We start from the raw sequence: 26,818 nt of genomic DNA, 5'->3' as shown, positions 1-26,818 counted from the left end.
GCCGAACGTCGAGCCTTCCAGCGAGCCGGTCAGCTGCTGCCAGGCGTTTTCATGGGCTGGGTCGGCAGCGCGCCACGCCAGGAAGTCGTTATAGTCCTGGGCGGTCGCCTTGCCGGAGCGCAATAACAGCAGCTAATTGATTACCTGGTCCGCCATGGGTTGTCCTTGGGCGTACTTCACTTCATGTCCCCGCAGTGCTTCAAGGGGGATCCTTTCGATGGCAATTTGTAAATAATAAAGGTTTTTTACCAAAGATTACCGGGTGCTTGTCAATTCTTGACGAATCTAATGCAAAAAAGCCGGTACAAGACCGGCTTTTGAGGGGTATATAGGCAGATTGTCCGAACTTAACGCGACGGACGTCGGCCGAAGTCCCTAGGGCGGAAGCCAAACAGTAACAACATTCCGAAGTAGACCGCGCCGCTGGCCGCCAGCACGCCGGCCAGCCAGGCCACCCGCTGCCCGGAGTGGGCCTGCAGGGCGATCCAGTCGATGCGCCCGTCCGCATACCAGAGCAGGGCAGCTAGCGCCGCCAGCGCGGGCAGCAGGCGCAGCGCGAACGCAGTCCAGCCGGGACCCGGCTGATAGACGCCGCGGCGGCGCAGTCCGATCAGCAACGCCAGCGCGTTCAGGCAGGCGCCCAGGCCGATGGCCAGGGCCAGTCCGGCATGCGCCATCAGGGGTACCAGCACCAGGTTCATCAGCTGCGTCGTGATCAGCACGCCGATGGCGATCTTCACCGGTGTGCGGATGTCCTGCTTGGCGTAGAAGCCGGGCGCCAGGATCTTCACGGCCAGCAGGCCGATCAGGCCGGCCGAGTAGGAAATGACCGCCAGGCGGGTCTGGCTTACGTCCTGGGCGGCGAAGGCGCCATAGTGGAACAGGGTGGCGACCAGCCCGTCCGACAGCAGCGCCATGCCCACCGCGGCCGGCAGGCCCAGCAGCAACACCAGGCGCAGGCCCCAGTCCAGCAGCCCGCTGTAGCCGCCGTGGTCGTCGCGGGCATGGGCCGCGGAGAGGCTGGGCAGCAGTACCGTGCCCAGTGCCACGCCCAGGAGTGCAGTAGGAAACTCCATCAAACGGTCGGCGAAGGACAGCCAGGTCACGCTGCCCGGCGTCAGCCAGGTGGCGATGTTGGTGTTGATCAGCAGCGAGATCTGCGCGACCGAGACGCCCAGGGTGGCGGGCGCCATCTGTTTGAGGATGCGTTGTACCGTGGGGTCGCCCCAGGCTTCGCGGAACCGCAGCGTAAAGCGGGGCGTCAGGCCGAGCCGCGCCAGCGCAATCCATTGCACGGCCAACTGCGCCACGCCGCCAATCATGACGCCGATGGCCAGCGCGTAGACCGGCACGTCCATGCGCGGCGCCAGCCAGATGCAGGCGGCGATCATGGCAAGGTTGAGCAGCACGGGCGTGAAGGCCGGCACGGCGAAGCGGCGCCAGGTGTTGAGCACGCCCGAGGCGAAGGCGATCAGCGACATGCAGAAGATGTAGGGGAACATCATCCGCGTCATCCAGACCGCCGCGCCGAATTCGGTATCGCGGTCGGCGCCGCGCAGGCCGCTGGCCATGGCGGACACGACCCAGGGCGCGGCGACGATGCCGATCAGCGTGATGAGCATCAGCGCCGCCGTCAGCAGCAGGGCCACCCGGTCCAGCAGGGTGCGGACCTCGGCCTCGGAACGGTTGTTGCGCGCCGCGCCCAGGATGGGCACGAAGGCCTGGGCGAAAGCGCCTTCGGCGAACAGGCGGCGCAGCAGATTGGGGATGCGGAAGGCGACCCAGAAAGCGTCGGTAATGGGACCGGCGCCAAAGGCGCGGGCCACCAGGATGTCGCGGATCAGGCCGGAAATGCGGGACAGCAGGGTGAAGCTGCTGACCGTGGCCGCCGAACGAAACAGGCTCATGGATAGGACTACTGAATAAAAAAACGGGCCGGTCCGGCCCGGCGAGGCTGCGCGCAAGCGCGAGACGCCCAATGAAAACAGGCCCACCTGGTGGGCCTGTCTTTGTACTACATCACTTCGGCGGCATGCGGATGGCGCCGTCGAGGCGGATGGTTTCGCCGTTCAACATGTCGTTGGTGATGATGCTGTGGACCAGCTTGGCGTAGTCTTCCGGGCGGCCCAGGCGGGCGGGGAAGGGGATGCTGGCGGCCAGGGAGTCCTGCACTTCTTGCGGCATGCCGAAGATCATGGGCGTGCCGAAGATGCCGGGGGCGATGGTCATGCAGCGGATGCCGGTCTTGGACAGGTCGCGCGCGATGGGCAGGGTCATGCCGGCCACGCCCGCCTTGGAGGCGGCGTAGGCGGCCTGGCCGATCTGGCCGTCGAAGGCGGCGACGGAGGCGGTGTTGATCATCACGCCGCGTTCGCCGGTGGATTCGGGCGCGTTGGCGCTCATGGCTTCGGCCGCCAGGCGCATCATGTTGAAACTGCCGATCAGGTTGATCGACACGACCTTCTGGAACAGTTCAAGAGGATGCGCGCCGTTCTTGCCCACGATCTTGGCGGCGGGCGCGACGCCGGCGCAGTTCACCAGGCCGAACAGCGAGCCCAGTTCGAGCGCGGCGGCCACGGCGTTCTTGCCGTCGGCTTCCTGGGTCACGTCGCAGTGCACGTAGCGCTGGCCCAGTTCCTTGGCCAGGGCCGAGCCCGGCTCGTCCTGCACGTCGGCGATAACGACCTTGGCGCCGTTTTCGACCAGCATGCGCACCGTGCCGGCGCCCAGTCCGGACGCGCCGCCCGTGACGATGAATACCTTGTTCGCGATTTCCATGTGTCTACCACCAGTGAGTTCTAGGAATGAAAGCGGCGCGGCAGGCGCCGGATATGACTAGGCCTTCGGGGCCGGCCGGACGCGATGCGTTCCGGTGCCGGCGCCGAAGGCCTGTGAGCCATCGAGGCGCCGATCAGCCTTGGACGGCTGCGTACAGGCGCGCCTTGATTTCTTCGACCGCGCCGACGCCGGAGATCTTGCGGTATTTCGGCGCATCGGCGGGATTCTGCTGCGCCCAGGACGAGTAGTAGTCGACCAGGGGGCGGGTCTGTTCGCGGTACACCGACAGGCGGTTGCGCACGGTGTCCTCGCGGTCGTCGTCGCGCTGGATCAGCTCTTCGCCGGTGATGTCGTCACGGCCTTCGACCTTGGGCGGATTGAAGCGCACGTGGTAGCTGCGGCCGCTGGGCTGGTGCACGCGGCGCCCGCTCATGCGTTCGATGATGTCTTCTTCGGGGACTTCGATTTCCACCACGTAGTCCAGCTTGACGCCGGCGCTCTTGAGCGCGTCGGCCTGCGGGATGGTGCGGGGGAAGCCGTCGAACAGGTAGCCATTGGCGCAGTCGGGCTGCTGCAGGCGGTCCTGCACCAGGCCGATGATGATCTCGTCGGAAACCAGACCGCCGGCATCCATGACCTTCTTGGCTTCAATGCCCAACGGCGTGCCCGCTTTGACCGCCGCGCGCAGCATGTCGCCGGTGGAGATCTGGGGAATGCCGAAGTGTTGGGTGAGAAACGCGGCCTGGGTGCCTTTGCCGGCGCCGGGAGGTCCGAGCAAGATGAGACGCATGAGTGCTCCTGAAGGGGTGTATTTTTTGTGATCCGGGGAATTATGCCGCAATGCAGCAGCCGATGCGGAGCCGCGCCATAGGAAATAACCCTTATATCTGCTTGCTGTAGACCGCTCGGACGCGTTCCAGGTCTGCCGGGGTATCTACGCCTGCGGCAGGAGGGTGGGACGCCCGATGGACGACGATGACATGGCCGTGTTCCATGGCCCGCAACTGTTCCAGCGACTCGAAGCGTTCCAGCGCGCCCTGTGGCAGGGACGGATAGCGGCGCAGGAATGACACCCGGTAGGCATACAGTCCGATATGGTGCCAAGCGGGCAGGCCTTCGGCCAGGATACGTTCGCCCGAGGCCAACGCGTCGCGCGCCCAGGGGATCGGGGCGCGGGAAAAGTACAGCGCGCGGTCGTCCGCGGCGCAGACCAGCTTCACCACATTGGGATTGAACAGCGCGTCAGCGTCGGCCAGGGGGCAGGCGCAGGTGGCGATGTCGGCCTCGGGGCGGGCTTGCAGCTTGGCCGCGACGGCGTCGATCAGTTCGGGTTCGATCAGCGGCTCGTCGCCCTGCACGTTGACCACGATGGCGTCGTCGGGCAAGCCCAACTGCTCCACGGCTTCGGCCAGGCGGTCGGTGCCGGTCGGGTGGTCGGCGCGGGTCATCAGCGCTTGCAGCCCGTGTGCCTGGACCGCCTGCTGGACGCGGAGGTCGTCCGTGGCCACATAGACGCGGGCAGCGCCGGACAGCGCCGCGCGCTCGGCGGTGCGCACGACCATGGGCTTGCCGGCGATGTCGGCCAGCGGCTTGTCGGGCAGCCGGGTCGAGGCGGTGCGCGCCGGGATCAGGGCGATGAAGCTCATGCGGCGGCGGTTCAGGGGGCAGCGGGGGCGTCGTCCAGCGCGCGGGCTTCCGATTCCAGCATGACGGGGATGCCGTCGCGCACGGGGAAGGCCAGGCGGTCGGCGCGGCAGACCAGTTCGGCTTGCTGCCGGTCGTGTTCGAGGCGGCCCTTGCACAGCGGGCAGACGAGGATGTCGAGGAGGCGTGATTCCATGACCGGAATTCTAAAACAGTTTGCCTGGGGTCGGACCGGCTTTGCCGCCGCGGCACCGCCAGGCTGGCGTTTTTCTAGCGCCGCGCCGGTTGGCGCAAGGCCTGCGCCAGCCAGTCGAACAGCTGCGGGTCCGAAAAGCCGGCGCGTACCGGGACTTCCCACAGGCGCGGGTCGTCCAGCGCGGCGCATTTGATCGCGTCCTTGGACGTGACCAGGATGGCGTCGGCCGCGAGCGCCCGGAAAGGCGATTCGGCGTAATCGTGATGATCCGGCAGGGGCAGTGCGGTTGCCAGCGTGATGCCGGCGCCGCGCAGCGTGGTGAAGAAGCGTTCCGGGTTGCCGATGCCGGCCGCCGCCGCGACGCGGGGCAGTCCGGCGAAGGCCGCCAGCGGGCGCTTGCCGCGCCCCGAGATCTGGCGCGTGTCGCCCGGTTCCAGCCACATCCTGACCTGCCGCGGCCGGCCTGTCGCGCCGGCTTGCGGCTGGCCGTCGGGTGTGCCGATGTTGGTCACCACCACGTCGACCTCCCGCAGCCGTTCCGCCGGTTCGCGCAAGGGGCCGGCGGGCAGCAGGCGGCCATTGCCCACGCCGCGTTCGTCCTGCACCACGATTTCGACGTCGCGAGCCAGCGCCAGATGCTGCAGGCCGTCGTCCGAGACGATCACGTCCACCCTGGGATGGGCCTGCAGCAGGGCCTGGGCGGCCAGGGCGCGTTTCGGGTGCACGGAGACCGGGGCGCCGGTGGCGCGGGCGATCAGCGCGGGCTCGTCGCCAAAGCGGGCCGCTTCCAGCTCGCCCAGCCCGACGCGGGCGTGGGGGCCGACCTTGACGCCGTAGCCGCGGCTGACCACGCCAGGGGTGTAGCCGCGCGACCGCAACGCTTCGACGGTGGCGATGACCATGGGCGTTTTGCCCGTGCCGCCGACGTAGACATTGCCTATCACCACGACGGGAACGGGGGCGCGATAGGCGCTGCGGCTGCCGTCCAGATAGCGCTGGCGCTTGCGCGCCACTTCCCAGGCGGTCAGCCTGGACAGCGGCAACAGCAGATTGGAGAGCCAGCCGCCGTGCTGCCATTGGCGCGCCAGCAGCGTCGAGGCATGCTTGGCGGTCACCGGGTGGTCTGCGCGGCGAAGTTGACGCGGCCGATGCCAGCCAGCCGGGCGGCTTCCATGATGTTGATCACGGACTGGTGGGTGGCCTGGGCGTCGGCATTGATGACGACCAGCGGCTCGGTCTTGCCGGCCGCGGCCTGGCGCAGGGCGTCGGCGATTTCGGGCGGCGTGGAGACGTCGATGAGCGTGCCGTTGAGCGCGTAGCGCCCGTCCTGGCTGACGGCGACTTCCAGGGCCGGGGGCGTGTCCTGTTCCATCGAGGCCTGGGGCAGGGTCACCTTCAGCTGCGTGAAGCGGGCGAAGGAAGTGGTCGCCGCCAGGAAGATCAGGATGACCAGCAGCACATCGATGAGCGGGATCAGATTGATATCCAGCTCATCGCGGTCGCCGCGGGGGCCGCGGAAATTCATGAACGGCCCTCGCGCGGGGCGGATCCAGGCGAGACGGCGCGGACCAGGCGCGACGCGGCCTGTTCCATGGCGCTGAGGTAGCCGTCCACCCGGCTGCGCAGGTAGCGGTGCGCGATCATGGCGGGAATGGCGATGAGGATGCCGAAACCGGTGTTGTACAACGCCATCGAGATGCCGCGCGCCAGCTGGGCGGGATCGCCGCCGCCGGGGGTATAGGAACCGAAGATTTCGATCATGCCGACCACGGTGCCGAACAGGCCCATCAGGGGCGCGACCACGGCGATGGTGCCGATGGCGGGAATGTAACGGCTGAGGTCGTGCGCGACCGCGCGGCCGGTGTCCTCGACCACGTTGCGCAGTTCTTCGCGGGGCAGGTGGCGGTGCCGCATCACTTCGGCGAGGATCCGGCCCAGCGGCGAGTTGCGTTCGAGGCGGTTGATCGATTCGGGAGTGTCCTGGCGGTTGCGCAGCATTTCAGCCACTTGATCGCTCAGGCCGCGCGGCATGACCAAGCCGCGGCGCAGGGAGAGGAAGCGCTCGAAGATCAGCGCCAGGCCCAGGACGGATGTCGCCAGCAGGGGCCAGATCGGCCAGCCGGCCTCGCGCAGTATGGAAAGCAAAGCGTTCAACTCCCGGGGGAGCCGGCGCGCAAGGGCGCGCAAACCGGCAACTGATCAAGCCGAAACTGTAACGGCGCGGCGGGGGGTGTGGCAAGTCGGTACGACCCCCAATCTATCCACAGATCCTGTGGATAATTCTGTGCAAAACTTCCCAGGAATGCTTATGGGCACAGGGCTTGCACTTGTTTGCTTCAATTGCGAGCAGCTCCGTTTTTGATAAATACCTATAAAAATCAATGATTTAATTCGAATTTGCTGGCTTTCGGGCCAGTTGCGGCAAATATGCTGGGACGCGGTATGATTGCGGCCCGCTACGCGGCCCCTGTGGACAGGTACGCATCGGAAAGCCCCATGACAATTGAATCTACAGTCACAAACAACGTATTTGCGCGGGATATCCTGACGGTTGCCCAGCTGAATCAAGCGGTGGGGCAGTTGTTGGAGCGCAGCATCCCGGCGCTGTGGGTGCGTGGAGAGATTTCCAACTTCACAGCGGCGGCTTCCGGGCATTGGTACTTCACGCTCAAGGACAGCCGGGCCTCCGTGCGCGCCGTCATGTTCAGAAGCCGCGCCAGCGCGGTGGGTTTCACGCCGCGGGCAGGCGATCAGGTCGAAATCCGGGCCCGGGTGTCGCTCTACGAGCCCCGTGGCGACTATCAGCTGCAGGCCGACGCCATGCGGCGGGCAGGATTAGGCAATCTGTACGAGGCCTTCCTGCGCCTGAAGGAGCAACTGGCTTCCGAAGGCCTGTTCGATCCGGCGCGCAAGCGCGAACCCGTGGGGCTGCCGCGCGCGATCGGCGTGATCACTTCGCTGCACGCCGCGGCGTTGCGGGACGTGTTGTCGGCGCTGGCGCGGCGCGCCCCCCAGGTGCCCGTGATCATTTATCCGGCGCCGGTTCAGGGGGCGGACGCGGCAGGGCGGCTGGCCGCCCAGGTGCGCACGGCCAACCAGCGCGCGGAAGTCGACACGCTGCTGCTGGTGCGCGGCGGCGGCAGCATCGAGGATCTCTGGAGCTTCAACGACGAGGCGCTGGCGCGCGAGGTCGCGGCCAGTGAAATCCCCGTCATCAGCGGCGTGGGGCACGAGACGGATTTCACCATCGCCGATTTCGTGGCCGATGTGCGCGCGCCGACGCCGACCGCGGCGGCCGAACTGGCTTGCGTGCCGCGTTCCGAATTGCTCGGGCGGGTCATGCAGGCGGCGGAGGCCATGACGCGGGGCCAGCAGCGCCGCCTGGAGCGCGCCGCCCAAAGGCTGGACCGCGCCGCCGCCCAACTGGTGTCGCCGGCCCAGCGCCTGGAGCACCAGCGCGAGCGCCTGAACAGCCTGCGTTTCCGCCTGGCCACCGCCTGGTCCGGTCCGCAAGAGCGCCGCGCCGCGCGCGTCAATCTGCTGACCCAGCGCCTGGCGCATCGGGTGCCGGACACCGGCCGTGCCGCCGACCGCCTGGCGGGCGCGGCGCGCCAGCTTGGTCAGGCGCACGCGCGGCTGCTGGTGCAGCGGCGCAACCGGCTGGCGCCCGCCACCGCCCAGTTGCGTGCGCTGGATCCGGGCAACACGCTGGCTCGCGGCTACGCCATTGCGCGCGACGAGCAGGGCCGCATCGTCCGCGACGCGGCCGCGCTGGCGGCGGGGCAGGCGCTGGACCTGAGCTTCGCGCATGGCGGCGCCGAGGTCGCGGTCACGCGTACCCGCGATAGTCGCGAAGCGTCCTGAGCGCAGGCCGCGCGCCTGCCTGGCGGGTCAAGCGCCTGCCCTCATGAGTACATGCTTCCAGTGATAAGCAGATGCGTCCCTTAACCCCGCGCGGGCGGGGGGTTAACGCGGTATCCTCAGTAGTTGCCGATACAATTGAACGGCTTGATCGTGCACTCAACAGAAGGAACCTCAATGGCACATACTCTTCCCCCCCTGCCTTACGAACTGGACGCACTGGCTCCGCACATCTCCAAGGAAACGCTGGAGTTCCACTACGGCAAGCATCACCAGACCTACGTCACGAACCTGAACAACCTGATCCCGGGCACGGAATTCGAAACGCTGTCGCTGGAAGACATCGTGAAGAAGTCCTCGGGTGGCATTTTCAACAACGCCGCCCAGATCTGGAACCACACGTTCTACTGGAACAGCCTGGCCCCCAAGGCCGGCGGCGCTCCCACCGGCAAGCTGGCTGACGCCATCAATGCCAAGTGGGGCAGCTTTGACGCCTTCAAGGAAGCCTTCAACAAGTCGGCCGCCGGCAACTTCGGTTCGGGCTGGACCTGGCTGGTCAAGAAGGCCGACGGCTCGGTCGACATCGTCAATACCAGCAACGCCGCCACCCCGCTGACCACGGCCGACAAGCCGCTGCTCACCTGTGATGTCTGGGAACACGCCTATTACATCGACTACCGCAACGCCCGTCCCAAGTACCTGGAAAACTTCTGGGCGCTGGTGAACTGGGAATTCGCGGCCAAGAACTTCGCCTGACCGGCAAAGCCAGGCCTGCCGCGGCATTGCGCCGCGGCCCTGAACAGACCCCTCGCGCAAGCCTGGGGTTTTCTTTTTGTTCAGTAAAAATTCAGCTTGCGAAATCCCTGTCGATTGTCGAATCCATTGCGGGGAAATAAAGAACAAACCGGCTTTTCTTCCGGGTTATCCCTAGGTTTGCCAGCCACTATCGTTGGCCCCGGTCGGCGACTGAACCACGGGGTCCACGGCTGCGGCATGCCCGCCATAAACCGTGGTAACTACAGGGAAGGGAAGCATGTTGCGGTTTTTTTCGGGTTTGCGCATCGGCGCGCGCCTGTCGGGCGCGTTTTTGCTGGTGGCGGTGATAGGAGGTGCGATCGGGGGCTTCGGAGTTTGGGGCCTGGCGCGCATCAATGAAATGAACGACCGGCTTTACGACACCGAGCTGCGCGGCATCTCGGACGTCAAGGAAGCCAATATCAATCTGATCTATGCGGGCCGCGCCCGCAATGGCTACCTGGCCGCGTCCACGGAAAAGGAGCGCCAGGCGCTGCGCAAGCAGTTCGACGACGCCGTCGCGCAGATGGACAAGCTGCGTGAAAAGGCCGCGGCCAATTTCTATTCGGAAGATGGCAAGCGTCTGCTGGCGCAGTTCGCCGAGACCGAACAGGTCTGGAAGCGCGAGTCCGCCGCGTTTTTCGCCGCCGCCCAGGCCCGGCCATTGACCCAGGCCGATCCGCGCGTGGTCGAGGTCGAAGCGCGCGTGATCGCTTCATCGCAGAAGCTGGACGATCTGATGACCAGCCTGGCGAAGATCAAGGAAACCGTCGCCGCACAAAGCGTGCAGAACGGCACGGATCTCTATGAAAATCTGCGCGCGCTTATGGTCGCCCTGGCCGTGATTGGCGTGGCGGTCGGCATGTTGCTGGGCTGGCTGGTGACGCGCGGCATCGTGCGTCCGCTGGAACACGCCGTGACGGCCGCGCGCCAGGTGGCGGCGGGCGACCTGACGACCGACATCCAGGTCGCCACGCGCGACGAAACCGGCGACCTGATGGGCGCGCTCAAGACCATGAACGAAAGCCTGGCGCGCATCGTGAAGGACGTGCGCGACGGCTGCGAGAGCATCGCTTCGGCATCCTCGCAGATCGCCCAGGGCAACGCCGATCTGTCGCAGCGCACCGAGGAACAGGCGTCGTCGCTGGAGGAAACCGCGGCGTCGATGGAGCAGTTGACCAGCACCGTGCAGCAGAACGCCAACAACGCCAGCGAAGCGGACCGCCTGGTCAACCAGGCGTCCAGCGTGGCGGTGCGTGGCGGCCAAGTGGTGGACGGCGTGGTCCAGACCATGAGCGCGATCTCCGACAGTTCGCGCCGCATCGCCGACATCACTGGCGTGATCGACGGCATTGCCTTCCAGACCAACATCCTGGCGCTCAACGCCGCGGTGGAAGCGGCGCGCGCGGGTGAGCAGGGCCGCGGCTTTGCGGTGGTGGCGGGCGAGGTGCGGACGCTGGCGCAGCGCTCGGCGGTGGCCGCGAAGGAGATCAAGGCCTTGATCGACGAGTCGGTCACGCGCGTCGAGGGCGGCACGCGCCAGGTCGACGAGGCCGGCCGCACCATGCGCGAGGTGGTGGACAGCGTGCGTCAGGTCGCCACGCTGGTGCGCGAAATCGCCAGCGCGTCGGAAGAGCAGTCCGCTGGCATCGGCCAGGTCAATCAGGCCGTGGCGCAGATGGACACCGTGACCCAGCAGAACGCCGCGCTGGTGGAAGAGGCGGCCGCAGCGGCCGCCAGCATGCAGGAACAGGCCACCCGGCTGGCCCAGGAAGTGCGCCGCTTCAAGGTGGAAGCGGGCGGCGGCTCGGCGCGCGAAGCCCAGGTCCGCCTGGTGCAGGCCGTGCCCGCCGCGCCGCGCAAGGCGGCGGCGTCCGCAGCGCGTCCCGCGCTGGCGCAAGGTTCGGACGACGACTGGTCGACGTTCTGATCCCGCGTTGTGGGCTGCCGGTCAGGTGGGAGTGGTAAGGTTAGCCACTTTCAACCGCGCCGGCTTTTGCCCATGAACCTGCCCGACCCTCTACGCCGGCTGCTGGCCGGCCCGCGCCGGTGGGCGCATCGCAAGGTGCGCCAGATCAACCGCCTGTCGCGCAAGAGCGTGCAGATGGGGCTGCTGCTGGGAGGCGCCGGCCTGGTGGCGCTGATGTCGCTGGGCTTTGCCTATCTGGCCGACAAGGCGCTGGAATGGAACCGCGAATGGGTGGCCTACAACGGTTGGCTGGCCTTGCTGGTTCTGCCCCTGAGCCTGGCCGCCTTGCGCTGGCTGACCTTGCGTTTCGCGCCCAATGCGTCCGGCAGCGGCATTCCCCAGGTCATCGGCGCCTTGTCGCTGCCGCCCGGCCCCAGCCAGAACAGCCTGGTGGCGCTGGGGCAGACCCTCTGGAAAATTCCCCTCGCATTCTTCGGCATGCTGGCCGGCGCTTCGATCGGCCGCGAAGGGCCGTCGGTGCAGGTGGGCGCCGCCCTCATGCTGGCCTGGGGCGACTTCTGGAAGCGCCGCGGCGTGCAGCTGCGCGGCTTCCATGCCAATGAACTGATCGCCGCCGGCGCTGCGGGCGGCCTGGCCGCCGCCTTCAACGCGCCGCTGGCCGGCGTTATCTTCGCCATCGAGGAACTGGGACGGGGCACCGTGCTGCGCTGGCAGCGGCTGGTGCTGATCGGGGTGCTGGCCTCGGGCTTCCTGGTCGTGGCCGTGGTCGGCAACAACCCTTACTTCGGCGTCTTCGGCGGCGCGCCGCTGGCCCATGGCATGGTGATGTGGGTCGTCATTTGCGCGGCGCTCAACGGCGCGCTGGGCGGCATATTCGCCCGGCTGCTCGGCAAGGGGGCGGCCGGCAGCGCGCCGCAGTCCTGGCGTTCCTGGATCCGCGCGCATCCGATCTGGACGGCCTTCATCATGGGCTTGATCCTTGCCGTCATCGGCCTGTCCACGGCCGGCAGCGTTTACGGCACGGGGTACGGCGTGGCGGCGGATCTGCTGTCGGGCAAAGACGCGGCGCCGGCCAGCTTCGGCCTGGCCAAGCTGGCCGCCACGGTCGCGTCTTATTGGGCCGGCATACCTGGCGGCATTTTCACGCCCGCCCTGACCACGGGCGCGGGCATCGGCCATCACATCTGGCAACTGGCGGGAGATGGCGTGGACCACCGCGTGCTGGTGCTGGTTTCGATGGCGGCCTTCCTGGCCGCCGCGACCCAGGCGCCCCTGACGGCCAGCGTGGTGGTGATGGAAATGACAGGCAGCCAGCCCATGCTGTTCTGGCTGCTGGTGGGGTCCTTGCTGGCCTCGGGCGTGTCGCGCCAGTTCTGCCCGCAGCCGTTCTATCATCTGGCCGCCGGGCGTTTCCGCCGGCAGGCCATCGTGGACACGGCGCGCGCCGCCAGGCCGCCCGCGGCCTGAGTTCAAGATCCGGGCCCGCGTCCCGGCGCCGGGCTCGCGGCGCGCACCGTTTGGGTGAACAGCCATTGGACACTGTCCGTGCAGCGGACATCCCGCAGGTGCACCAACTTGGCGCGAAAGCGCTGCGTTAAGATCGGCCGATCCGGATTTTTTCTCACTTACTTCGAGCTTCCCATGACCGTGCATGCTTTTATTTGTGACGCGATCCGCACCCCCTTCGGCCGCTACGGCGGCGCGCTGGCTTCCGTGCGCCCCGATGATCTTGCCGCCGTAGCCATCAAGGCGCTGGTGGCGCGCAATCCCGGCGTGCGCTGGGAAGAGCTGGACGACGCCATCATGGGCTGCGCCAACCAGGCGGGTGAAGACAACCGCAACGTGGCCCGCATGGCCACGCTGCTGGCCGGCCTGCCGATCGAAGTGCCCGGCGCCACCGTCAACCGCCTGTGCGGTTCGGGCCTGGACGCCATCGGCGGCGCCGCCCGCGCCATCCGCGCCGGCGAAGCCGGCCTGATGCTGGCCGGCGGCGTGGAAAGCATGAGCCGCGCGCCGTTCGTCATGGGCAAGGCCGACAGCGCCTTTTCGCGCAGCGCCGCGATCTACGACACCACCATCGGCTGGCGCTTCATCAACAAGCTGATGAAGGCGCAATACGGCGTGGACTCGATGCCCGAAACGGCCGAGAACGTCGCCGACGATTTCAAGATCAGCCGCGAAGACCAGGACCTGTTCGCGCTGGCCAGCCAGCAGAAGACCGCGCGCGCGCAGAAGGAAGGCTTCTTCGACGCCGAGATCGTGCCCGTGTCGATCGCCCAGAAAAAGGGCGACCCCATCGTCGTCAGCAAGGACGAGCACCCGCGTGAAACCAGCCTGGAATCGCTGGCCAAGCTGAAGGGCGTGGTCCGCGAAGGCGGCACCGTCACGGCCGGCAATGCCTCGGGCGTCAACGATGGCGCTGCCGCGCTGTTGCTGGCCGACGAAAAGGCCGCCGCCCGCCATGGCCTGACCCCGCGCGCCCGCGTGATCGGCATGGCCACGGCCGGCGTCGCGCCGCGCATCATGGGCATCGGCCCGGCGCCCGCCACGCTGAAGGTGCTGGCCCAGACCGGTCTGAAGCTGGAGCAAATGGACGTCATCGAGCTGAACGAGGCGTTTGCCGCCCAGGGCCTGGCCGTGCTGCGCCAGCTGGGTATTGCCGACAACGACCCGCGCGTGAACCCCAACGGCGGCGCCATCGCCCTGGGTCATCCGCTGGGCGCCAGCGGCGCGCGCCTGGCCACCACCGCGATCAACCAGCTGCACCGCACCGGCGGCCGCTACGCGCTGTGCACCATGTGCATCGGCGTGGGCCAGGGCATCGCGCTGATTATCGAGCGCGTGTAATCGCTGGGCACGTTTGGGCCGCTTGCGGCCCCTGCGTGCTGGAACGAAAAGGGAGCCTCGAGGGCTCCCTTTTCATATCTGCCGGCGGGCTGCTTCAGGGCAGGCCGTCCAGCTTCTTGCCGGCCTTGATGCCGTGCTGCTCGAACCAGCCCTGGGCCATTTCCAGGGCGTAGCGCACCGGCTTCTTGGCACAATGCGGATCTTCGGTCTGCGGCGCCATGTCCTCGATGTTGACGATCGTGCCATCGTCGGCGATAAAGGCAATCGAGAGCGGTAGGAGGGTGTTGCGCATCCAGAAGCACTGCACGTCGGGCTGTTCGAACACGAACAGCATGCCGTCGTTGCCGGGAAGCTCCTTGCGGAACATCAGGCCGTCGCGGCGGGTCGCTTCCGTGTTGGCGACTTCTGCGCGGATAATATGGATGCCAGCCGATAGCTGGGTGGTGGGCAGAGTGGCTTGCGGGCCGGTCTGCTGCGCGCCGGCCGCTGCGGGCAGGGCCATCGCGATGGCGGCGAGGGCGGGGGCCAGGGCTTTCGGCAGGAAGTTTCTGAAGAACGCTGTCTTGAACAACGTGAGGCTGACAGGAATTAAAACGGCGTTCTTGGGCATGACCTGGCGCAATGAATGAAAAATAACAAGGCGGGGCTCGAAAGCCCCGCCTGAATTAATGGCGCAACCTTACCGCTGCGCTTTAAGGGTAACTCAGGCAGCCGTGATATTAAGCGCCTGTTTGCCTTTGGGCCCCTGAATAATCTCGAAGGCGACTTTCTGGCCTTCCTTCAGGGTTTTAAAACCATTCATCTGGATGGACGAAAAATGGGCGAACAGATCTTCACCGCCGTCGTCGGGCGTAATGAAGCCAAACCCCTTTGCATCGTTGAACCATTTGACGGTGCCCGTCGATTTGGGATTGTCCCCTTGGACGGCGGTTGCGGTCGTATCAGACATGCGGACTGCCTCATTGAATCGTATGTTGACGAAGGGCATCGCGGCCTAGACCCCTGTCCCCCCTCCGGCTTCCTGGCAGATTTTCGATGCGTTGAAAACCCCAGAATGCGTGGATAATGCGCCGCTTTTCTTTGCGGCGTCAAGTATGGAAACTACGCATTTCTACGTGTAATTTTCCGTAAGTTGCACGCTAGGCGTCCCCAGTTTAAATAGAATAGCGGCCCTATGAGTTCTACCTTGGATACCCAGCATGATTTGGCCGTCGAGAAGGCTCCGGCGCGCGCCGCGCCGCCTCCGATGTATCAGGTCCTGCTGCTGAACGACGACTACACCCCGATGGAATTCGTGGTGAAAGTACTGCAAAAGTTCTTCAATAAGAATCACGAAGAGGCGACGAGGATCATGTTGCAGGTGCATCACGAAGGGCGTGGTGTTTGCGGTGTATATCCCCGCGACCTCGCCGCGACGCGCATCGCGCAAGTGGCCCAGTACGCGCGGGCGCGCCAGCACCCTCTGCAATGCGTGATGGAACCCGTCTGAACCCCAGCATTTGATGCGCCGCCTGTCATGGCGGCGTTGTGTTGTCCGGTTATTTTGAAATGCAGTATCCGCGTACCGGGAAGCGCGCGGAATGATCAGGTCGGCAGCTCCGCCGCTAAGGGGCGGTGCGTCTGAATATTTGAGTGAGCGGGAGATTTACCGTGAGTGGAAAGATCAGCAAGACCTGGCTGGCGACAGCCGGGGTCGTGGTATTGGCCGGCGCCATCGGCGTGGGCTGGTGGATGGGCAAGGAGCGCCAGCCCGCTACCCCGGCGCCAGCCGTCGTGTCGCAGCCCGCGGCTCCGACGGGCGGCGACGCCAAACCGGCGTTACCCGCCAGCGCGGTGGTCGGCGCCGCCGATCCCTTCGCGGCGCTTTCCTGCCAGCCGCGCCAGTACAACGATACCTTGGCGCTCGCGGTGACTTTCACTCAGCCGGTGGATGCCAAGTCCAACCTGGACAGCTTTCTGCAGGTGACGGACACGGGCGCGGCTAGCGACCAGGACCATGAATCGGCCGCCACCAGCGGCGATCAGCCTGCCTCGGTACGGCCGGGCGACTCGGCGCCCAAAGGCAAGATCCTGAAAGGTAGCTGGGTGGTCGGCGACAACCCTCGCATGGTCTATTTCCCCTACGTGCAGCCGCAGCGTTCCTACGCGATCTCGGTGCGTGCCGGGCTGCCTGGCGCGGGCGCGGGCGTCAAGCTGGCGGAAGCCTCGAACTGCGAGGTGAACACGCAGGCCATGCCGCCGTCGTTCTATTTCGCCAGCCGCGGCGTGGTGCTGCCGGCCGGCCAGAACGGCGGTCTGCCGGTGGCCACGGTGAACGTGTCCGAAGTGGACGTGCAATTCCTGCGCGTATCGCCTGAGCGCGTGCCCGAACTGTTCGACACGGTGCTGGGCATCGGCCGCAATACCGGCGCCTCCGCTGACGAAGAAGACGATGGCGGCAACGAAGAGGACAACTGGCGCTATTCCGACAATCGCAGCCTGAAAGGCTCGGTCAGCAACTGGGACCTGGACCGCCTGAACTCGCTGACGACCAGCGTCTATCAAGGCCGTTTCGTTACCGACGACAAGCCCAACCGCCGCCATGTCACCTTCCTGCCCGTCGAAGGCATCAAGGAACTGCAGGAGCCTGGCATCTATGTTGCGGTGATGAGCCAGCCCGGCCGGTTCCGTTACGAATACCAGGTGACGTATTTCTACGTCAGCGACATCGGCCTGCACGCGCGCCGCTACAGCGACCGCATCGAAGCCTATTCCGTGTCCCTGAAGAGCGGCACCGCCATCTCGGGCGCCGTGTTCGAACTGGTGGACGGCGCCGGCAAGTCGCTGGCCAAGGCCGCGGCCGATGGCCAGGGCCATGTGCGCTTTGACGGCAGCTTCGCCAATGCGCGCGTCATCCGCGCCTCGCGCGACAAGGAAATGACGGTGCTGGCACTGGGCGAACCCGCCCTGGACCTGTCGGAATTCGACACCGGCGGCCACGTTTCGCGCCCCAATAACTTGTTCGTCTACGCCGGCCGCAATCTGTACCGCCCCGGCGAAACCTTCAACGTGTCTGTCCTGCCGCGCGACCTGGACGGCCGCATGCTGGCGCCGTCGCCCCTGACCGCCACCATCAAGCGTCCCGACGGCCGCACCGTGCTGACCACCCTGTGGCAGCCCAAGAAGGATCTGCCCGGCTATATCGAGCGCAGCATCGATCTGCCGCTGGACGCGCAAACCGGTACCTGGATGCTGGAGCTGCGCGTGGACCCCGCGTCGCGCGCGCCGGACGCGTCCTGGAAGTTCCAAGTCGAGGAATTCCTGCCCGAACGCATGAAGATGGCGCTGACCTCCGACCAGGAAGTGCTGTCGCCCGAGGAAACGCTGACCATCGACGTGCAGGGTGACTATCTCTACGGCGCGCCCGCCGCCGGCAACCGCCTGCTGTCCAGCTTCCAGGTCAAGCGCGACCGTTACGCGCTGCCCCAGCAATGGCCCGGCTTCATCTTCGGCGACGTGGCCGACGATACTCGCCGCCATTTCGAGGAATTGCCCGAAGCGGCCTTGGATGACAAGGGCCACGGCCAGCTCGAGGTCGACCCGCGCACCGGCGGCACGCGTTCGCCGATGAAGGTTCGCGTATCGGCCAGCCTGCTCGAATCGGGCGGCCGCCCGGTGGTGCGTTCGATCGAACGCAGCGTCTGGCCCGCCGACCGCCTGATCGCCGTGCGTCCGCAGTTCGACGGCGACGTGGCCCGCGAAGGCGCGCCCGCCAGCTTTGAAGTGCTGCGCGTGGATGCGCAGGGCAAGATCGCGCCGCTGGCGCAGGCGCAGATGCGCCTGTACCGCGAAGAACGCCAGTACTACTGGCGTTTCGACGACCAGCGCGGCTGGAACAGCGGCTACACCGAAACCGACGAATTGCTGGATTCGCGCGAGATCGCGCTGAATGACCGCGCCCAGTTGACCGTGCCCGTGAAGTGGGGTCGTTACCGCCTGGAGATCGCCGATCCTGAAACCGGCCAGACTCTGCGTTACCGCTTCTATGCGGGCTGGAACGCGCAGGACGCCGATTCCATGGGCAATCGCCCCGACCGCGTGCAGATGAAGCTCGAAGGCGTGCCGGCCAAGCCGGGCGACACCGTCAAGCTGACCCTGACGCCGCCGCATGACGGCCAGGCGCTCATCACCGTCGAAGGCGACCGCATGCTGTGGTCCACCTGGGTGGCCGTGAAAGCGACGGGCACGCAGGTCGAGATTCCGGTCGACAAGAGCTGGAAGCGCCACGACCTGTACATCGCCGCCGCCGTGTTCCGCCCCGGTAGCGAGGGTGACCGCGTGACCCCGGCGCGCGCGCTGGGCCTGACCTTCCTGCCTATCGCCAGCGGCGACCGCAAGCTGGACGTCAAGCTGACGGCGCCGCCCAAGGCAGTGCCCGAGACCAAGGCGACCGTGCGCGTCAAGGTCGATGGCGCCCAGGGCAAGCAGGCCACCGTGACCCTGTCGGCGGTGGACGTGGGCATCCTCAACATCAACCAGTACAAGACGCCCGATCCGCTGGACTACTTCTTCGGCAAGCACCGCTACGCGCCCGAATTGCTGGACATGTACGGCAAGCTGATCGAGAAAATGGACGGCACCAAGGGCAAGCTGAAGTGGGGCGGTGACGCCGCCATGCGCGGCGACAGCAAGAGCCTGCCCAAGAAGGTCAAGCTGGTGGACCTGTTCTCCGGTCCGGTCACGCTGAATGAACAGGGCGAGGCGGACATTCCGCTGGACCTGCCCGATTTCAACGGCACGCTGCGCCTGATGGCCGTGGCCTTCACGCCCGACAACTACGGCAGCACCGACACCGAAATGGTGGTGGCGGCGCCTATCGTGGCCGAGCTGAACACCCCGCGCTTCATCACCCCGGGCGACCAGGCCGCGATCGCACTGGACCTGACCAACATGAGCGGCGCCGAGCAGAAGGTGACGGTCAAGCTGGAAGCGCTGGACCCGTTGGGCATCGTCGACGGCGTCAAGACCGTGACCTTGAAGGACAAGCAGCGCACCACGCTGCGCTTTACCGCCACGACTACCGGTTCGTACGGCCTGGGCCTGATGCGCTTGACCGTCGACGGGCAGGGCGGCGGCAAGCCGGTGCACATCGTGCGCGAATCCGTGCTGCAGGTGCAGCCGGCCTACGCGGCCGAGCGCCAGGTGCGCCGTCTGCGCGTGGGTCCGGGCGAAGCCAACGCGCCGCAGGCGTCGTGGGTGGCTTCCTATTACCCGGATTCGACCACGGTCAGCATGACGGTCTCGAACCGTCCGCCGATCAACGTCAACCGCCTGGTCGAAGGGTTGCTCAACTATCCCTACGGCTGCACCGAGCAGACCATCAGCGCGACCCTGCCGTGGGTCATGCTGGATGAGGAAGCGGCCAAGCAGTTCGGCCTCAAGCCGCGCACCAAGGCCGAGCGCGACGCCAAGGTGGCCGGCGCGATCGGCCGCCTGGCCGGCATGCGCAACGCCGTCGGTTCCTACAACCTGTGGAGCAGCTCGTCCTCGCGCGACGTGTGGCTGACCGCCTATGCCGTCGGCTTCCTGCAAGACGCTCGCGACAACGGTTTCGAGGTGCCCGAGGCATCGCTGGACCGTTCGCGCCAGTGGCTGCTGGAGCAGGTGCAGCAGAGCTCCGGCGCGTTCGGCACCTGGTCGGCCAACCTGAAGCGCAACCTCGAGTCCGGACGCTACGACGCCAACGACGCCAGCATCCTGCGGGAAGACCACCGCCGCTTCGCCGGCCTGGCCACTGCCGCCTTGGCGCTGGCGCGCGACAAGAAGGCGCCGCTGTCCACGGTGCGCCAGCTGTACGACAACTACCAGGAGCGCGCCCGCTCGCCGCTGCCGCTGATTCAGCTGGCGGCCGCGTTCAAGCTGATGGGCGATGAAGGGCGCATGAAGAGCGCGCTCGACCAGGCCATGACGCGCGAGTACGGACTCAACGCGCGCCGCAACTCCGGCTATTACGACGACTGGCTGGGCGACTACGGCAGCAGCGTGCGCGACTACGCGTTGGGCTATGCGATTGCCAACAAGTATGAGCTGCGCCATGAGCGCCTGGAAAACCTGCTGACGCAATTGGCCAGCCGCCTGGGCAACCGCTCGTACCTGTCGACGCAAGAGCAGATGGCCCTGTTGTTGACGGCTCGCGCGCTGGGCGGCGACAAGTCCACGCCCTGGTCGGCCACGCTGACCGTCAACGGCGTCAGCAAGCCGCTGGTTGGCGGCAAGAGCGACCAGAGCGTGTCGCTGTCGGCGGCCGATCTGGCGGGCACGCAGTTGCTGAATACCGGCAGTCAGGCCCTGTTCGTCGAATACGACATCCAGGGCAGCCCGACCGCCACGCCCGCGCCGCGCAGCGACGTCATCCAGCTCAAGCGCGGCTGGTACCGTCCGGACGGCCGTCCGTGGGATGGCGGCAGCCTGCAGACCGGCGACATGCTGGTGGTGTGGGTGCAGGCCAGCGCCAACCAGAACATTCCGGATGGCTTGCTGGTGGACCGCGTGCCGGCGGGTTTTGAAGTTGAAAACCTGAACCTGTCGCAAAGCCCCGAGATGCAGGAATGGACCATAGGCGGGCGCCGCGTGGCCGAAGCCATGTCCGATCCCAACATCAAGCACCGCGAATTCCGCGACGACCGTTATGTGGCCGCGGTGTCGCTGGGACGCGGCAAGGTGGACGTGTTCTATCTGGTGCGCGTCGTGACGCCGGGCCGCTACGCGGTGCCGTCGACGGTGGCCGAGGACATGTACCGGCCTGAAATCCGGGGCGTAGGCGAGCAATGGAGCACGGTAGAGATCCGCGACCGCGGCGCCAAGCGTCCTTGAACCCCGCCGCCACCCCCGTGGCGGGCGCCTCGCGCGCCCGTCGCTGGCGGCGGCGCGGAATCTTCGCGGCCAGCGCGTTGTTTGCGCTGGCCGCGTCGTTATTCACGCTGGACCGCCTTTATCCCTTGCCGCCCGTGGATTCAGGCGGCGCGGCGGTGGTCGTGGCCGCCGACGGCACGCCACTGCGCAACTATCCCAGCCGTGACGGCATCTGGCGCTATCCGGTCAAGCCCGACCAGGTGTCCGAGCGCTACCTGGAAACGTTGCTGACCTACGAGGACCGCTGGTTCTACTGGCACCCGGGCGTCAACCCGGTGGCGCTGGCGCGCGCCGGCTGGCAGTGGGCCACCAACCGGCGCATCGTGTCGGGCGGTTCCACCTTGACCATGCAGGTCGCCCGGCTGATCGATCCGCAACTGGCCGGCAAGCCTTCGCGCTCCATGTCGGCCAAGCTGCGGCAGGCCTGGCGCGCCATCCAGCTGGAAATGCACTACAGCAAGGACGAGATCCTGTCGCTGTACCTGACCCATGCGCCCATGGGCGGCATCGTGGAGGGCGTGGAGATGGGTTCGCGCCTGTGGCTGGGCAAGCCGGCGCGCGACCTGAGCCCGGCCGAGGCGGCGATGTTGACCGCTTTGCCGCAAGCGCCGTCGCGCCTGCGGCCCGACCGCCATCCCGAGGCCGCGCAGGCCGCGCGCGACAAGGTGCTGGACCGCATGGTCGAACTCGGCCGCTGGACCCCTGCGGAGGTGGCCGACGCCAAGATCGAGAACGTGGTCGCGCCGCCGTTGCGGGCGCGCTGGCTGGCGCCCCTGGCCGCGCAGCGGCTGTTGCAGGAAGCCGGTAACCAGCGCGTGGCTGGCCGGCGCCCGGGCGAGCGGCCCGCCGTGGTCACGTCCACCCTGGACGCGGACATGCAGGCCGCGGTGGAGCGCATGCTGCAGGACCGGGTGGATGGCCTGCCGCCCAAGGTGTCCATGGCCGTGTTGGTGATGGACAACGATACGCTGGAGGTCAAGGCCTACGCCGGATCCGCCGATTTTTCCGATGACAGCCGGGCGGCCCACGTGGACATGGTGCGCGGCGTGCGTTCGCCGGGCTCCACCCTCAAGCCCTTCCTGTATGCCCAGGCGCTCGACGAGGGCCTGATCCACTCCGAAAGCTTGCTGATCGACGCGCCGATGTCGTTTGGCGGCTACGCGCCCGGCAATTTCCAGGCTGCGTTCGCCGGCCCGATCAGCGTGGCGCAGGCTCTGCAGCGCTCGCTCAACGTCCCGGCGGTGGACCTGCTGGACCGGGTCGGGCCCAGCAGTTTCGCCTCGGTCATGCTGGCTGGCGGGGTACGGTTACGTTTGCCCGCGGGCGCCGAACCGAATTTGAGCTTGATTTTGGGCGGGGGCGGCACCACATTGGAAGAACTGGTGGGCGCTTACCGGGCCTTGGCCCGCGGCGGCGTCTCCGGACGGCCCCGCCTGCGGCCGGAGCAGGCGAAGGTCGAGTCCCGTATGATGAGCCCTGGAGCGGCCTGGATCGTCCGCGACATCCTGGAGAGCGGCGGCCATCCCGACCGGCCGTTCTATCAGTCGGGCAGTCCGGCGCGGCAACTGGCCTGGAAAACCGGGACAAGTTTCGGATTCCGGGATGCTTGGGCCGTGGGAGTGACCGACAGGTGGACGATGGGCGTCTGGGTCGGCCGTCCGGACGGTACGCCCAACCCTGGATTTTTCGGGGCCAACGTGGCGGCGCCGCTACTGCAGGATATCGTGGCGGCCTTGCCCGAAGGCGCCCAGCAGGTCCGTGTCAGGCCCGAAACGGTGCAGGCTGCGGTGACTTGCTGGCCCTTGGGTTACAAGCTCGGCAGCGTGCCATCCGGTCTATGTCCGGAGCAGCGCGCGGCCTGGGTGCTGAATCAAACGGCGCCGCCGTCTTTTGCCGGCTACGCCGACGCCTCGCGCGGACCCCTGCGTCTGGGCGGCGTGGCCAGCGGTTCGGTGCTGCGGCCCGTGCCGGGCGGGCGCGAAGTGGCGCTGGATGTGGACGTGCAAGGAACAGAAGGCGAAGTATGGTGGATGCTGGACGGGCGCGTGGTTGGCCACGGCGCGTCGGGTCATCCGTTTAAATTAGTGCTGGCCATGGACGGCCGATATACGCTTACCGTCATGGATACGCAAGGCCGCCACGATAGAGTGGTTTTTGAAATCGCTGGTGTTACGCCATGATCGGCATAGAATATGAATCGTGTATTTGCCCGCTTCGATGCGTTACGGAGGAAGCGTGATTTCTCAAGAGCTTGAAGTCAGCCTGCATATGGCTTTCGTCGAGGCCCGTTCGGCCCGGCATGAATTTATTACCGTCGAGCATCTGCTGCTGGCGTTGCTCGACAACGCGTCGGCCGTTGAAGTGCTGCGCGCCTGCGCCGCCAATCTGGACGACCTGCGCCGCAACCTGCGCCAATTCGTCTCGGAGAACACCCCGGTGATCCCGAGCGGCGCCGAGGTCGACACGCAGCCCACGCTGGGTTTCCAGCGTGTGATCCAGCGCGCCATCATGCACGTATCGGCGGGCGGCACCGGCAAGAAGCCGGTCACCGGCGCCAACGTGCTCGTGGCCATTTTTGGCGAAAAGGATTCGCATGCCGTGTACTACCTGCAACAGCAGGGCGTGACGCGGCTGGACGTCGTCAATTTTCTGTCGCATGGCATTACCAAACAGCCCCAGGTGGAGTCCGCCGCCGTGCAGAAAGAGCAGCAGACCAATGGTGAAGAACAGGGCGAATCGCGTCAGTCCCCGCTGGACCAGTACGCCACCGACCTGAACGCCGCCGCGCTGGCGGGCCGCATCGATCCCCTCATCGGACGCGAGCACGAAGTCGAGCGCGTGATCCAGGTGCTGTGCCGCCGCCGCAAGAACAACCCGCTGCTGGTCGGCGAGGCCGGCGTGGGCAAGACCGCGATCGCCGAAGGCCTGGCTTGGCGCATCACGCGCGGCGAAGTGCCTGAAATCCTGCAGGCCGCCCAGGTCTTTTCGCTGGACATGGGCGCCTTGCTGGCTGGCACCAAGTACCGCGGCGATTTCGAACAGCGCCTGAAGGGCGTGCTCAAGCAGATCCGCGGCAACCCCGATGCCATTCTGTTCATCGACGAAATCCATACGCTGATCGGCGCCGGTTCGGCTTCCGGCGGCACGCTGGATGCGTCCAACCTCTTGAAGCCGGCCTTGTCTTCCGGGCAGCTCAAGTGCATCGGCGCCACCACCTACACCGAGTACCGCGGCGTCTTTGAAAAAGACCACGCGCTGTCGCGCCGATTCCAGAAGATCGACGTGGCCGAACCCAGCGTCGAGCAGACCGTGCAGATCCTGCGCGGCCTGAAGAGCCGCTTCGAGGAGCACCACAGCGTGCGTTACTCGGCCGCCGCCTTGTCGGCCGCGGCCGAATTGTCTGCGCGCTTCATCAATGACCGCCATCTGCCGGACAAGGCTATCGACGTGATCGACGAGGCCGGCGCCGCGCAGCGTCTGCTGCCGCGCTCGCGCCAGAAGAAGGTGATCGGCAAGGTGGACATCGAGAACATCGTGTCCAAGATCGCGCGCATCCCGCCGCAGTCCGTCTCCAACGACGACCGCAGCAAGCTGGCGACGCTGGACCGCGACCTGAAGACCGTGGTCTTCGGCCAGGACAACGCCATCGAGGCCCTGTCCGCCGCCATCAAGATGGCGCGTTCGGGCCTGGGCAAGCCGGAAAAGCCGATCGGCGCCTTCCTGTTCTCGGGCCCCACCGGCGTGGGCAAGACGGAGGTCGCCCGCCAGCTGGCGTTCACACTGGGCGTGGAGCTGCTGCGTTTCGACATGTCGGAATACATGGAACGGCACGCGGTGTCGCGCCTGATCGGCGCGCCTCCGGGCTATGTCGGTTTCGACCAGGGCGGCCTGCTGACCGAGGCCATCACCAAGCAGCCGCATTGCGTGCTGCTGCTCGATGAAATCGAAAAGGCGCACCCGGATGTGTTCAACATCCTGCTGCAGGTCATGGACCACGGCACGCTGACCGACAACAACGGCCGCAAGGCCGACTTCCGCAACGTCATTGTCATCATGACGACCAATGCGGGCGCCGAAACCTTGAATCGTCCGTCCATCGGTTTCGCGAATTCGCGCGTGGTGGGCGACGAAATGGCGGAAATCCGCCGTATGTTCACGCCCGAATTCCGCAACCGCCTGGACGCGATCATTCCGTTCGCGCCGCTGGACCGCGAAATCATCCTGCGCGTGGTGGACAAGTTCCTCATGCAGCTGGAAGACCAGCTGCACGAGCGCCGCGTGGAAGCGATCTTCACCACCACGCTGCGTGAACATCTCGCCAAGGAAGGGTTTGATCCGCTGATGGGCGCACGCCCCATGCAGCGCCTCATTCAGGACACCATCCGGCGCGCGCTGGCCGACGAGTTGCTGTTCGGCAAGCTGGTCGACGGCGGCACGGTCACGGTGGACCTGGACGAGGAAGGCAAGGTCAAGCTGGACTTCGACGATAACGGCAAGCCGCCCTCGTCGGATGCGCCTGACAAACAGGAAGTCGAACTGGTCGATTAGGCAACTCAATGACCGCGGACCGCCAGCCGCTGATCGAGTGCGAACACTGCGCAAGCATCTATCGCCGGCATCAGCTTGAACCTGGAGAGACCGCCAATTGCGCCCGCTGCGGTGCCACTTTGTGGCGCTACAGCGGGCTTACTTTGTCCAATTGGCTGGCGCTCGCCATTTCCGCCCTCATCGTGTTCGGGGTGGCCAATGCCTATCCGGTCGCGTCCATGGCCGTGCAGGGCATGGTGCAGCAAGCCTCCTTGCTGGACGCCATAGCCATCACCTGGCGGCAGGACCACTGGGTGGTTGCCATCATGACGGGCATGGCGGGTTTCGCGCTGCCCATGTTGCAGCTGAGCGTGCTGCTATGGGTGTTGGGGCCGCTCTCGCGCGGCCGCGAGCCCGCGGGTTTTCGCACTGCGATGCGGCTGTTGGGTGCGCTGCGGCCCTGGTGCATGATTCCGGTGTTTCTGCTGGGTGTGCTGGTGGCGGTGGTCAAGCTGGCTGGCATGGCGGCGGTGGCGCCGGGCATAGGCCTGGGCGCGTTCGGCCTTCTGACCATTCTATTGACGATGCTGGGGCGCTTGTCGCCCCACGTGCTGTGGCGTTATGCCGAGAGCGTGGGCGTGGTGCCCGTGCATGTGCCGCAAGCCGGGCCGGACAGCGTCCTGACCGGATGTCACGTATGCGGCCAGGTGCAGGCCGTGCCGCGGGCTGCCAATCCGGAAGAAGAACACCACTGCGTGCGTTGCGAGGCGCAGGTGCACTACCGCAAGCCGGACCACCTGGCGCGCACCTGGGCGCTGCTGCTGGCGGCCGTGGTGTTTTACATTCCCGCCAACGTGCTGCCGGTGATGCAGGTCCGTTCCGTGCTGGGCGACAGCGCCCACACCATCCTGGGCGGCGTGGTCGAACTCTGGGAAATGGGTTCATGGGATATCGCGCTGATCGTCTTCATCGCCAGCGTGGCGGTGCCGCTGACCAAGCTGCTGGCGCTCATCCTGCTGCTGCTGACCGAGCAATGGCGCAGCACCACCAATCTGCGTCCGCGCACGCGCTTGTATCAAATGGTCGAGTTCATCGGCCAATGGTCGATGCTGGACGTTTTTGTCGTTATATTGCTGGCGGCCCTGGCCGATTTCCAGGGCTTGATGGAGATCAGCGCTGGCGCGGGCGCGGCGGCCTTTGGCGTGGTCGTGATCCTGACCATGCTGTCCGCCATGAGTTTCGATCTGCGCCGCAGCTGGGACCTTGAAGATCAAAGTGAAATAGAATCGCCACCGGTGGAGGGCGGGCGCCAGGCGGCGCCCGTGGCCGGCAAGGAATTGGGCTAGGAA

21 protein-coding genes are annotated in these 26,818 nt (G+C 66.5%); 10 read left to right on the top strand and 11 right to left on the bottom strand.

Annotated elements, in window-relative coordinates:
* From IPU70_RS02385 to IPU70_RS02345, 9 genes are all read right to left on the bottom strand, one after another.
* The coding region (locus tag IPU70_RS02385) for a FecR/PupR family sigma factor regulator (protein ID WP_242702284.1) at positions 1-132 on the bottom strand (132 nt) is incomplete at its 3' end.
* Between the two features lie 215 nt (positions 133-347).
* Entirely contained in the window at positions 348-1,907 is a 1,560-nt protein-coding gene (murJ, locus tag IPU70_RS02380) for a murein biosynthesis integral membrane protein MurJ (RefSeq protein WP_207464591.1), read from the bottom strand.
* A 112-nt stretch (positions 1,908-2,019) separates the two neighbouring features.
* Positions 2,020-2,778 (bottom strand): 3-hydroxyacyl-CoA dehydrogenase, encoded by a 759-nt coding sequence (locus IPU70_RS02375; RefSeq protein ID WP_207464590.1) that lies wholly within the window; start codon positions 2,776-2,778, stop codon positions 2,020-2,022.
* Between the two features lie 133 nt (positions 2,779-2,911).
* A complete protein-coding gene (gene adk, locus IPU70_RS02370; RefSeq protein WP_013394775.1) occupies positions 2,912-3,568 on the bottom strand; it encodes an adenylate kinase in 657 nt (218 codons plus the stop codon).
* Positions 3,569-3,659: 91 nt separating this feature from the next.
* Positions 3,660-4,424 carry a 3-deoxy-manno-octulosonate cytidylyltransferase gene (kdsB, locus tag IPU70_RS02365; protein ID WP_207464589.1) on the bottom strand — a complete coding sequence of 255 codons (765 nt, stop codon included), beginning with the start codon at positions 4,422-4,424 and terminating at the stop codon, positions 3,660-3,662.
* 11 nt (positions 4,425-4,435) lie between these two features.
* Positions 4,436-4,618 (bottom strand): Trm112 family protein, encoded by a 183-nt coding sequence (locus IPU70_RS02360; protein WP_013394773.1) that lies wholly within the window; start codon positions 4,616-4,618, stop codon positions 4,436-4,438.
* A gap of 74 nt (positions 4,619-4,692) precedes the next feature.
* Entirely contained in the window at positions 4,693-5,733 is a 1,041-nt protein-coding gene (lpxK, locus tag IPU70_RS02355) for a tetraacyldisaccharide 4'-kinase (RefSeq protein WP_207464588.1), read from the bottom strand.
* On the bottom strand, positions 5,730-6,143 hold the full coding sequence (locus IPU70_RS02350) for a biopolymer transporter ExbD (RefSeq protein WP_207464587.1): 414 nt from the start codon (positions 6,141-6,143) through the stop codon (positions 5,730-5,732). The genes lpxK and IPU70_RS02350 overlap by 4 nt, the downstream gene beginning before the upstream one ends.
* Positions 6,140-6,763, bottom strand: coding sequence for a MotA/TolQ/ExbB proton channel family protein (locus IPU70_RS02345; protein ID WP_207464586.1), 624 nt, complete (start codon positions 6,761-6,763; stop codon positions 6,140-6,142). The genes IPU70_RS02350 and IPU70_RS02345 overlap by 4 nt, the downstream gene beginning before the upstream one ends.
* 351 nt (positions 6,764-7,114) lie before the next feature.
* Between IPU70_RS02345 and xseA the strand changes: the two genes are divergently transcribed.
* The 5 genes from xseA to pcaF all read left to right on the top strand — a co-directional run bounded on the left by xseA (position 7,115) and on the right by pcaF (position 14,051).
* Positions 7,115-8,482: an exodeoxyribonuclease VII large subunit gene (gene xseA / locus IPU70_RS02340; RefSeq protein ID WP_207464584.1), complete on the top strand. Its 1,368-nt coding sequence runs from the start codon at positions 7,115-7,117 to the stop codon at positions 8,480-8,482.
* Positions 8,483-8,656: 174 nt separating this feature from the next.
* Complete coding sequence (gene sodB, locus IPU70_RS02335) at positions 8,657-9,235, top strand: superoxide dismutase [Fe] (RefSeq protein ID WP_013394768.1); 579 nt, start codon at positions 8,657-8,659, stop codon at positions 9,233-9,235.
* Between the two features lie 277 nt (positions 9,236-9,512).
* Complete coding sequence (locus tag IPU70_RS02330) at positions 9,513-11,204, top strand: methyl-accepting chemotaxis protein (protein WP_207464583.1); 1,692 nt, start codon at positions 9,513-9,515, stop codon at positions 11,202-11,204.
* Positions 11,205-11,276: 72 nt separating this feature from the next.
* Positions 11,277-12,671 carry a chloride channel protein gene (locus IPU70_RS02325; RefSeq protein ID WP_207464582.1) on the top strand — a complete coding sequence of 465 codons (1,395 nt, stop codon included), beginning with the start codon at positions 11,277-11,279 and terminating at the stop codon, positions 12,669-12,671.
* 174 nt (positions 12,672-12,845) lie between these two features.
* Positions 12,846-14,051 (top strand): 3-oxoadipyl-CoA thiolase, encoded by a 1,206-nt coding sequence (gene pcaF / locus IPU70_RS02320; protein WP_207464581.1) that lies wholly within the window; start codon positions 12,846-12,848, stop codon positions 14,049-14,051.
* 94 nt (positions 14,052-14,145) lie between these two features.
* Here the strand turns inward: pcaF and IPU70_RS02315 are convergent, their stop codons facing one another.
* On the bottom strand, positions 14,146-14,553 hold the full coding sequence (locus IPU70_RS02315; protein WP_242702282.1) for a DUF192 domain-containing protein: 408 nt from the start codon (positions 14,551-14,553) through the stop codon (positions 14,146-14,148).
* 201 nt (positions 14,554-14,754) lie between these two features.
* A complete protein-coding gene (locus tag IPU70_RS02310) occupies positions 14,755-15,000 on the bottom strand; it encodes a cold-shock protein (RefSeq protein WP_006220277.1) in 246 nt (81 codons plus the stop codon).
* A 225-nt stretch (positions 15,001-15,225) separates the two neighbouring features.
* On the opposite strand from IPU70_RS02310, the gene clpS reads away from it, so the two are divergent.
* From clpS to IPU70_RS02285, 5 genes are all read left to right on the top strand, one after another.
* The gene (clpS, locus tag IPU70_RS02305) at positions 15,226-15,540 is read left to right on the top strand and encodes an ATP-dependent Clp protease adapter ClpS (RefSeq protein ID WP_006383989.1); all 315 of its coding nucleotides are present in this window, start codon (positions 15,226-15,228) and stop codon (positions 15,538-15,540) included.
* 161 nt (positions 15,541-15,701) lie between these two features.
* A complete protein-coding gene (locus IPU70_RS02300) occupies positions 15,702-20,903 on the top strand; it encodes an alpha-2-macroglobulin (RefSeq protein WP_371818850.1) in 5,202 nt (1,733 codons plus the stop codon).
* Positions 20,900-23,122, top strand: coding sequence for a penicillin-binding protein 1C (gene pbpC / locus IPU70_RS02295; RefSeq protein ID WP_207464579.1), 2,223 nt, complete (start codon positions 20,900-20,902; stop codon positions 23,120-23,122). Before IPU70_RS02300 ends, pbpC begins: the two co-directional genes overlap by 4 nt.
* Positions 23,123-23,177: 55 nt before the next feature.
* Entirely contained in the window at positions 23,178-25,490 is a 2,313-nt protein-coding gene (gene clpA, locus IPU70_RS02290; RefSeq protein ID WP_207464578.1) for an ATP-dependent Clp protease ATP-binding subunit ClpA, read from the top strand.
* Between the two features lie 8 nt (positions 25,491-25,498).
* Entirely contained in the window at positions 25,499-26,815 is a 1,317-nt protein-coding gene (locus IPU70_RS02285; protein WP_207464577.1) for a paraquat-inducible protein A, read from the top strand.
* Positions 26,816-26,818 lie beyond the last annotated feature (3 nt).

It is taken from the genome of Achromobacter sp. SD115, assembly GCF_017355315.1.
In the GTDB taxonomy this organism is placed as follows: domain Bacteria; phylum Pseudomonadota; class Gammaproteobacteria; order Burkholderiales; family Burkholderiaceae_B; genus Achromobacter; species Achromobacter xylosoxidans_B.
This window is presented reverse-complemented; position numbering and strand designations above follow the sequence as displayed.

Excerpts from the sequence above, each read along its gene's own strand:
- murJ (WP_207464591.1), bottom strand. The coding sequence starts at position 1,907 with ATGAGCCTGTTTCGTTCGGCGGCCACGGTCAGCAGCTTCACCCTGCTG.
- IPU70_RS02375 (WP_207464590.1), bottom strand. The coding sequence starts at position 2,778 with ATGGAAATCGCGAACAAGGTATTCATCGTCACGGGCGGCGCGTCCGGA.
- adk (WP_013394775.1), bottom strand. The coding sequence starts at position 3,568 with ATGCGTCTCATCTTGCTCGGACCTCCCGGCGCCGGCAAAGGCACCCAG.
- kdsB (WP_207464589.1), bottom strand. The coding sequence starts at position 4,424 with ATGAGCTTCATCGCCCTGATCCCGGCGCGCACCGCCTCGACCCGGCTG.
- IPU70_RS02360 (WP_013394773.1), bottom strand. The coding sequence starts at position 4,618 with ATGGAATCACGCCTCCTCGACATCCTCGTCTGCCCGCTGTGCAAGGGC.
- IPU70_RS02350 (WP_207464587.1), bottom strand. The coding sequence starts at position 6,143 with ATGAATTTCCGCGGCCCCCGCGGCGACCGCGATGAGCTGGATATCAAT.
- xseA (WP_207464584.1), top strand. The coding sequence starts at position 7,115 with ATGACAATTGAATCTACAGTCACAAACAACGTATTTGCGCGGGATATC.
- sodB (WP_013394768.1), top strand. The coding sequence starts at position 8,657 with ATGGCACATACTCTTCCCCCCCTGCCTTACGAACTGGACGCACTGGCT.
- IPU70_RS02330 (WP_207464583.1), top strand. The coding sequence starts at position 9,513 with ATGTTGCGGTTTTTTTCGGGTTTGCGCATCGGCGCGCGCCTGTCGGGC.
- IPU70_RS02325 (WP_207464582.1), top strand. The coding sequence starts at position 11,277 with ATGAACCTGCCCGACCCTCTACGCCGGCTGCTGGCCGGCCCGCGCCGG.
- pcaF (WP_207464581.1), top strand. The coding sequence starts at position 12,846 with ATGACCGTGCATGCTTTTATTTGTGACGCGATCCGCACCCCCTTCGGC.
- IPU70_RS02315 (WP_242702282.1), bottom strand. The coding sequence starts at position 14,553 with ATGGCCCTGCCCGCAGCGGCCGGCGCGCAGCAGACCGGCCCGCAAGCC.
- IPU70_RS02310 (WP_006220277.1), bottom strand. The coding sequence starts at position 15,000 with ATGTCTGATACGACCGCAACCGCCGTCCAAGGGGACAATCCCAAATCG.
- clpS (WP_006383989.1), top strand. The coding sequence starts at position 15,226 with ATGAGTTCTACCTTGGATACCCAGCATGATTTGGCCGTCGAGAAGGCT.
- IPU70_RS02285 (WP_207464577.1), top strand. The coding sequence starts at position 25,499 with ATGACCGCGGACCGCCAGCCGCTGATCGAGTGCGAACACTGCGCAAGC.